General features: G+C 71.3%; 7 protein-coding genes. 1 reads left to right on the plus strand and 6 read right to left on the minus strand.

Features of this window, described 5'->3' with window-relative positions; all coding sequences use genetic code 11:
- Window positions 1-71 precede the first annotated feature (71 nt).
- On the plus strand, window positions 72-1,799 hold the full coding sequence (locus ACLF3G_RS07625; RefSeq protein ID WP_430668747.1) for an FAD-dependent oxidoreductase: 1,728 nt from the start codon (window positions 72-74) through the stop codon (window positions 1,797-1,799).
- Here the strand turns inward: ACLF3G_RS07625 and ACLF3G_RS07630 are convergent.
- The 6 genes from ACLF3G_RS07630 to ACLF3G_RS07655 all read right to left on the minus strand — a co-directional run.
- Window positions 1,793-2,587, minus strand: coding sequence for a shikimate dehydrogenase family protein (locus tag ACLF3G_RS07630; RefSeq protein ID WP_430668748.1), 795 nt, complete (start codon window positions 2,585-2,587; stop codon window positions 1,793-1,795). The two genes, ACLF3G_RS07625 and ACLF3G_RS07630, sit on opposite strands and share 7 nt — an antisense overlap.
- Entirely contained in the window at window positions 2,587-3,399 is an 813-nt protein-coding gene (locus tag ACLF3G_RS07635; RefSeq protein ID WP_430668749.1) for an exodeoxyribonuclease III, read from the minus strand. The genes ACLF3G_RS07630 and ACLF3G_RS07635 overlap by 1 nt, the downstream gene beginning before the upstream one ends.
- A 4-nt stretch (window positions 3,400-3,403) precedes the next feature.
- Window positions 3,404-4,087 (minus strand): fumarylacetoacetate hydrolase family protein, encoded by a 684-nt coding sequence (locus tag ACLF3G_RS07640; protein ID WP_430668750.1) that lies wholly within the window; start codon window positions 4,085-4,087, stop codon window positions 3,404-3,406.
- A 65-nt stretch (window positions 4,088-4,152) separates the two neighbouring features.
- A complete protein-coding gene (locus ACLF3G_RS07645) occupies window positions 4,153-5,022 on the minus strand; it encodes an aldose 1-epimerase family protein (protein ID WP_430668751.1) in 870 nt (289 codons plus the stop codon).
- The gene (locus tag ACLF3G_RS07650; RefSeq protein ID WP_430668752.1) at window positions 5,019-5,945 is read right to left on the minus strand and encodes a ketopantoate reductase family protein; all 927 of its coding nucleotides are present in this window, start codon (window positions 5,943-5,945) and stop codon (window positions 5,019-5,021) included. Before ACLF3G_RS07650 ends, ACLF3G_RS07645 begins: the two co-directional genes overlap by 4 nt.
- Before the next feature lie 180 nt (window positions 5,946-6,125).
- Window positions 6,126-6,765, minus strand: a 640-nt coding sequence (locus ACLF3G_RS07655; RefSeq protein ID WP_430668753.1) for a DUF4394 domain-containing protein, incomplete at its 5' end; no start/stop codon positions are given.

A 6,765-nucleotide genomic window follows, 5' to 3' on the forward strand; every position in this document is an offset into this window, starting at 1 on the left:
CGGCTGGAGCCGGGTTTCCAGACACCGCAGGGGCATTGGCCATGGAAGCGGGCAGGGCTATCGGTGGCGTCATGCTCCAGCGACTTGAGTCCCTGGCCGAGGACGCGGCCTACGACGTGATCGTCCTCGGCGCCGGCGGGGCCGGCATGGCCGCGGCGCTTTTCGCCGCCATCGAGGGCCAGCGCGTGCTGCTGGTGGAGCGCACGGAATTCCTGGGCGGCACCACCGCGTGGTCCGCCGCGACCACCTGGGTGCCCAACACGCAGCATGCGGAAGGCACCGGCGACAGCCCGGACCAGGCCGCCAGCTTCCTCGACCACGCCGTCGGCAACCACGCCGGCGCCGCGCTGCGGCAGGCGTTCCTGGAGGCCGGTCCGCAGGCCATCGCGTGCCTGGAGGCGCAGACAGACGTCAAATTCCGCGCACGGCCGTTGCACCCGGACTACATCCAGGAGGTGCCGGGCGCCGTGCTGCGTGGCCGGGCGCTGGAGCCGCTGCCCTTCGATGGCCGCGCGCTCGGCGAACTGTTTCCCCTGCTGCGTCCGCCGATTCCGGAATTCACCGTGCTCGGCGGCATGATGGTGGACCGCGACGACATCGGCCACCTGCTCCGCCTGCGCCAACCCGGGAAGCCCGGCTTCTGGCAATCCGCTTGGCAATCCGGCCGGCACGCCGCCCGCCTGCTGGCGCGGCACGCGCTGGACCGGCTGCGCGGGCCGCGCGGGACACGGCTGGTGATGGGCAACGCGCTGGCCGGGCGGCTGCTGCTGTCGCTCGCCCGGCGCGGCGTGGATATCCTGGTCTCGACACGGACGGAAGCGCTGCTGCGCGAGGCGGGCCGCGTCATCGGCCTGGTCATGACCCAGGCCGGCCCGCGGCGGCAGGTCATGGCGCGGCGTGGCGTGATCCTGGCGACCGGCGGCTTCAACCGGCACCCGACCCGCCGGGCGGAGATGCTGCCGCAGCCAACGCCGCAATTCAGCCCCGCCGCGCCCGGCCATACCGGGGAGATGCACGACCTGGCGCTGGAGGCCGGCGCCCGCTACGGCGAGGGCGGCCTGGATACCGCCTTCTGGGCGCCGGTTTCCGTCCGCACGCGGCGAGACGGCAGCACCGCCGTCTTCCCGCATTTCGTGCTGGACCGTGGCAAGCCCGGCATCATCGCGGTGAACGCCGCCGGCCGCCGCTTCGTGAACGAGGCCACATCCTACCACCTGTTCGCCCGTGCCATGTTCCAGGCGCACGAGACGGTGCCGAGCATTCCCTGCTTCCTCGTGACCGATGCGGAAGGCATCCGGAAGTACGGCCTCGGCATGGTGCGGCCCGGCGGGGGCGGTTTCGGCTCGTTCCTGGCGGAGGGCTACCTGCACCAGGGCGCGACGCTGGCGGCGCTTGCGGGAACGCTTGGCGTCGATGCGGCGGGGCTGGAGGACACCGTGGCGCGAATGAACCGCTTCGCCGAGGCGGGCGAGGATCCCGACTTCGGCCGCGGCAGCACCGCCTATCACCGCGTCAACGGCGATGCCGCGCATGGTCCGAACCCGAACCTCGGCCCGATCGGCACGCCGCCCTTCTACGCCGTGAAGCTGTGGCCTGGCGACATCGGCGCCGCGACGGGGCTGGTGACGGATACGGCGGCGCGGGTGCTGGATGGCGCGGACCGGCCGATCCCAGGCCTGTATGCCGTGGGCAACGACATGCATTCGATCATGGGCGGCGCCTATCCCGGCCCCGGGATTACACTCGGGCCCGGCATCACCTTCGCCTGGATCGCGGCGCGCCACATTTCGGGTCACTGACCCAGGAGAAAATCCACCATCATCGCGCGGCCGGCCGCGAACATGCCGATGCCGGTCTGCGTGCCGCAGCCCATCGCGCGGGCGGCGTGCAGCAGCGGCGTCAGCTCCGGGCTGGTGATCACCTCGCCCACGAACATGCCGGGCGCCAGCCGGTCCGCGCGGAACGGCATCGGGTCGCCGGATGCCATCCCGGCGGGGGTCGCGTTGACGATCAGCTCATGGCCCGTGGGATCGTCGCTGCCCGCGCGCAGAACCGCCGGGCCACGCCCGGCCAGGCGCGCCAGCAGCCGGTCGCGCCGCGCCGCATCGGCATCATGGATGGCGAGTTCCGCGACGCCCGCCTCCACCAGCGCCAGCGCGATCGCCGTGCCGGCGCCGCCAGCCCCCGCCATCAGCGCGCGGCGGCCGCGCGGATCGTAGCCCGCTGTTGCCAGGCCGCCGACGAAGGCCGCGCCATCCGTCATGTCGCCATGCCAGCCGCCATCGGCCCGGCGGCGCAGGATGTTCACCGATTGCAGGAAGCCGGCGCGGTCCGTCGTGCTGGCGCAATGCGGAAACGCGGCGAATTTGTGCGGCACCGTCACCACGATGCCGTCGAGGTTGCCCGCATGCCGCAGGCCGTCGAGCAGCGCATCGACATGCGCCGCATCCACCTGCATCGGCACCAGCACCGCATCCCGCCCGCGCGCTGCGAATTCGCGGGAGATGCCGCCGGGCGACTGCACCTGTGCGATCGGATCGCCGATGATGACGTGCAGCCGCGTCGCGCCGGACAGTTGCGCCAGCATCAGGTCGCGACCTCCACCAGCACCGGCACGTGGTCGGACGCCTTGGCCCAGCCGCGCGCATCCTTCAGCACGGTATGGCTGACCAGCCCGCCCGCCAGATCCGGCGAGACCCAGACATGGTCCAGCCGCCGCCCGCGGTCCGAGGCGCGCCAATCCGACGCACGGTAGGACCACCACGTGTACAGCTTCTGGTCCGCCGGGACGAAGTGGCGCAGCGCGTCGTGCCATTCGCCGGCGCGCATCATCTGCGTCAGCGCCGCGGTTTCCACCGGCGTGTGCGACACCACGTCCAGCAACTGCTTGTGCGACCAGACATCGTGTTCCAGCGGCGCGATGTTCAGGTCGCCCACCAGGATGGCGCGCCTGAAGCCGCCGGCCGCGTGACGCGAAGCGGACCAGGCGGTGGCTTCCGCGACGAAGTCCAGCTTGTGCGCGAATTTCACGTTCTTCTCCCGGTCGGCGATGTCGCCGCCCGCCGGGATGTAGAAGTCGTGCAGCTCCACCGGCCCGCCAGGCGCATCGAGCTCGACCGCCAGATGCCGGCAATCCCCCTTGCCGCACCAGTCGGGGTCGGCGCCGTCGCGCAGCGCGAAGGGAATCCGGGAGAGAATGGCGACGCCGTTGTAGCCCTTCATCCCGCGCACCGCACGGTGTTCGAAGCCCAGCGCCGCCGCGCCCTCATGCGGGAAGTGCTCGTCGGGGCACTTCGTCTCCTGCAGGCAGACCACGTCGGGCGACAGTGCCGCGACGAGATCGGCCAGCAATGGCAGGCGCAACCGGACCGAGTTGATGTTCCAGGTGACGACCCGCACAGGATCAGACGATCTTCACCGTGACGGTGCCGACGCCCTCGACCATGCCTTCGAGCAGGTCGCCGCGGACCACGGCGGCGACGCCTTCCGGCGTGCCCGTCATGATCAGGTCGCCCGGCTCCAGCCGCACCAGGCCGGACAGGTTGGCGATGACTTCCGGCACGGACCAGATCAGCTTCGACAGATCGGAGGTCTGCGTGACCTTGCCGTTCACCTTCAGCTCGATCTTGCCCTTGGACGGATCGAAATCGCCTGCCGGGACCAGCAGCCCCATCGGCGCGGATTTGTCGAAGCCCTTGCCCATGTCCCACGGACGGCCGGTCTTCTTTGCCTCGTTCTGCAGGTCGCGGCGGGTCATGTCGAGGCCGCAGCAATAGCCCCAGACATGCTTCAGAGCGTCCGCCTGGCTGATGTCCACGCCGCCGGTGCCGATGGCGACGACCAGTTCCATCTCATGGTGCAGGGACTTGCTGGCCGGCGGGTAGGGCATGTCGGCGCCGTTCACCACCACCGCATCGGCCGGCTTGGTGAAGTAGAAGGGCGGCTCCCGCGTCGGGTCGCTGCCCATCTCGATGGCGTGCTCGGCGTAGTTGCGGCCGACGCAGAAGATGCGCCGCACGGGGAAGGACCCGCCGCCCTTGACGGGCAGGCTAGCCTGGGCGGGCGGGGGGATGACGTAGTCGGCCATGATGCGGTCCTTCGGTGGTCGCGGCGGACCATAATCCGGCCCGGCTGGCACGCAAGGGTGCCCCCCTATCCCACCGTCACCCGCCACATGTACCGGCGGCTTTCCCCGGCGCCGAGCATCTCCATCCCCGGCTTGGCCCAGATGTCGCCCCAGAACTGCGCCGGGTCGGCGTAGCCCGCCCAGGGCTCGATGCAGAGGAACTCCGCGCCGGGCTTCATCCACAGGCCGAGATGGGAAAATCCCTGCCAGGACACCGCCAGCGCCGGCGCGCCCTGCGCCGTATAGCGCAGGCGGCGGCTGGCCGGGTTCAGCAGGATCATCGCGGAGGGCCGGAACAGTTCCTCCCGCAGGCCGAGGTTGCGGCCATGCACGGGCAGCGGCTGCGGCGTGGCGTCGATCAGGCCGTTGTCGTCCAGTCGCCAGACCGGGCCGGATTCATCCTGCTCGAACTCGATCCGGTGCGCCGCCTTGCCACCGGCACCGGGCAGCGGCCAGCGGAAGGCGGGATGCGCGCCGAGCGAGAAGGGCAGCGTGCCCTCGCCCGGGTTGGTCACGGTGTAGGAGACGGTCAGGCTGGCGCCGTGCAGCGCGTAGGCGATCTCCAGCCGGAAGCCGAAGGGAAACACGGCGCGCGTCGCGGCGCTGTCCACCAGCAGGAAGCGGCAGGCCGCGTTGCCCTGTTCGACCAGCTCGAACCGGCTGTCGCGGGCGAAGCCGTGCTGGCCCATCGGGTAGACCTCGTGCCCGATGCGCAGCGTGTCGTCGCGCAGCCGGCCGACGAAGGGGAACAGCACCGGCGAATGGCGCGGCCAGGCGGCCTCCGCCTGCCACAGGAATTCGCGGCCGGCGGCATCCTTCAGGCTGGCCAGTTCGGCGCCCTCGGCCTTCACCACCACCGACAGGTCGCCGGAGCCGAGCTTGACGCGGTCACTCATGGCAGACGGCCCGCCTCTCGGCGCTGGTCGTAGGCCTTGGCATGCAGATGGGCCAATTGCAGCAGGTCTCCGGAGATGTTCGCGGCACGCGCGGCGTCGCACAGGAAGCCGAGAATGTGGTCCGCCTCGGTGCGCCCCCCGGCTTCGAGGTCGCGCAGCATGGAGGCGGTGTAGGCGCTGCCAGCGTCGGAGAACAGCGCGCGATAGGTCGCCAGGAAGGCTTCATCCATGACGTGCCCGTGCGCAGCCGCAATGGCGGCATTGCCTTCCAGTAGCGAGAGCAGAAACGGCGTGCCGCCCGCTCGGGAAATCTCGCCGACGCTGGCGCGCATCAGCACGGTGCCGGCGGCGACGGTGCCGAGATGTACCAGCTTCTCCCACATCCGCCGCTGGATGTCCGGCACCGCCTGCGCCACCAGGCCCGGCGCGCTGCCGAGCGCCTTCGCGAGTTCCGCCGCGCGTCCATCCATGGCGCCGTCCTGCTGGCCGAAGGTCAGCCAGTGCCAGTCGTTCAGGTGGCGCACGGTGCCATCCGGCTCCAGCGTCGCGGCACATTTGGCGAGGCCGCCCCAGATTCGCCCCGCGCCGAAGGCGGCGTTCAGCGTGGCGATGTGGGCGATACCGTTCAGGATCGGCAGCACGCACGCCCCGGCTTCCACCGCCGGGCGGATGGCGGAAATCGCGCTGTCCAGATCGTAGGCCTTGCAGGACAGCAGCACCACGTCGAAGCCCGGCCCGGCGGTCGCGGTGGTGGCGACGGGCCGGTCGATGTCGCCGAAGCTGCTGCGCACCCGCAGCCCGTCGCGCGCCAGCGCCGCCGCGCGTCCGGGCCGCACCAGGAAGGTGACATCCAGCCCGCGTTCCAGCGCCCGCCCGCCGAAATAGCCCCCGAGCGCGCCCGCCCCCAGCACCAGCATCCGCATTCGAACGTCTCTCCGCTTTGTCGCGGAGCAATCCCCAGCGCGTCGGCCCTGTCCAGCCCTCGGCCGGAAATGAGACCGCCGCCATGCACGGGAGCATGGCGGCGGCTTCGGGCGGGATGCGCCGGGAGAGGGGGCGGCGCACCCCGCCGAAGGGTCAGCGTCTCCCGCCGGAGGCGGGCCTCAGCGCATCGCGGCGACGTCGATGATCTCGGCGCCCGGCAGGCCGGCCACCGCGCCCATCGCGGTCAGGCGGCCATTGGCCAGGTCGATGCCGTGCAGCGTGCCGCCGGCGAGCACGTAGCCCATGTTGCCGCCCTGGCCGTCCGACAGGATGTCGAAGCCGACGCCGACCGGCAGGCTCATGCCGAGCATGCCCTTCACCTGCTGCACGCCGTCATTCGGCGGCGCCTGCAGGTTGTAGGTGCCGAGCAGCGTGTCGATCGTATAGAGCGCCGTCGTCGGCGCGCCGGGCTGGCCGGCGGCCGGCGCACCGGCGGCAGGGGCCACGCTGTTCGTGTAGGCGCCAGCGGTGATGCGCGGCGTCGTCTCGGCCTGCGGCGAGCCGACCTGGTACTTCTGCTGGCCGTCGCGCGCGACCTCCCCGGTCTCCACGTTCACCCGGAAGTTCACGCCGGACATGCCCATCAGGCGCAGCCGGTTGGCGATCGGGTTGAAGTCCACCACCGCGCGGCCGCCGCTCTCGAACGGCATGTTGAGGCGGGAGACCGGTGTGGCGCGGCCATTCGCCACGTCGATGGAGACGATCTGGCCGCGCTCCGTCACGCCATACAGCTTGCCGTCCTGCGGCCGCTGATCGATC

Origin of the sequence: Falsiroseomonas sp. HC035, from assembly GCF_050563525.1 — a bacterium.
In the GTDB taxonomy this organism is placed as follows: Bacteria; Pseudomonadota; Alphaproteobacteria; order Acetobacterales; family Acetobacteraceae; genus Falsiroseomonas.

Coding starts and splice junctions, on each gene's coding strand:
- ACLF3G_RS07625 (WP_430668747.1), top strand. CDS start 72: ATGCTCCAGCGACTTGAGTCCCTGGCCGAGGACGCGGCCTACGACGTG.
- ACLF3G_RS07630 (WP_430668748.1), bottom strand. CDS start 2,587: ATGCTGGCGCAACTGTCCGGCGCGACGCGGCTGCACGTCATCATCGGC.
- ACLF3G_RS07640 (WP_430668750.1), bottom strand. CDS start 4,087: ATGGCCGACTACGTCATCCCCCCGCCCGCCCAGGCTAGCCTGCCCGTC.
- ACLF3G_RS07645 (WP_430668751.1), bottom strand. CDS start 5,022: ATGAGTGACCGCGTCAAGCTCGGCTCCGGCGACCTGTCGGTGGTGGTG.
- ACLF3G_RS07650 (WP_430668752.1), bottom strand. CDS start 5,945: ATGCGGATGCTGGTGCTGGGGGCGGGCGCGCTCGGGGGCTATTTCGGC.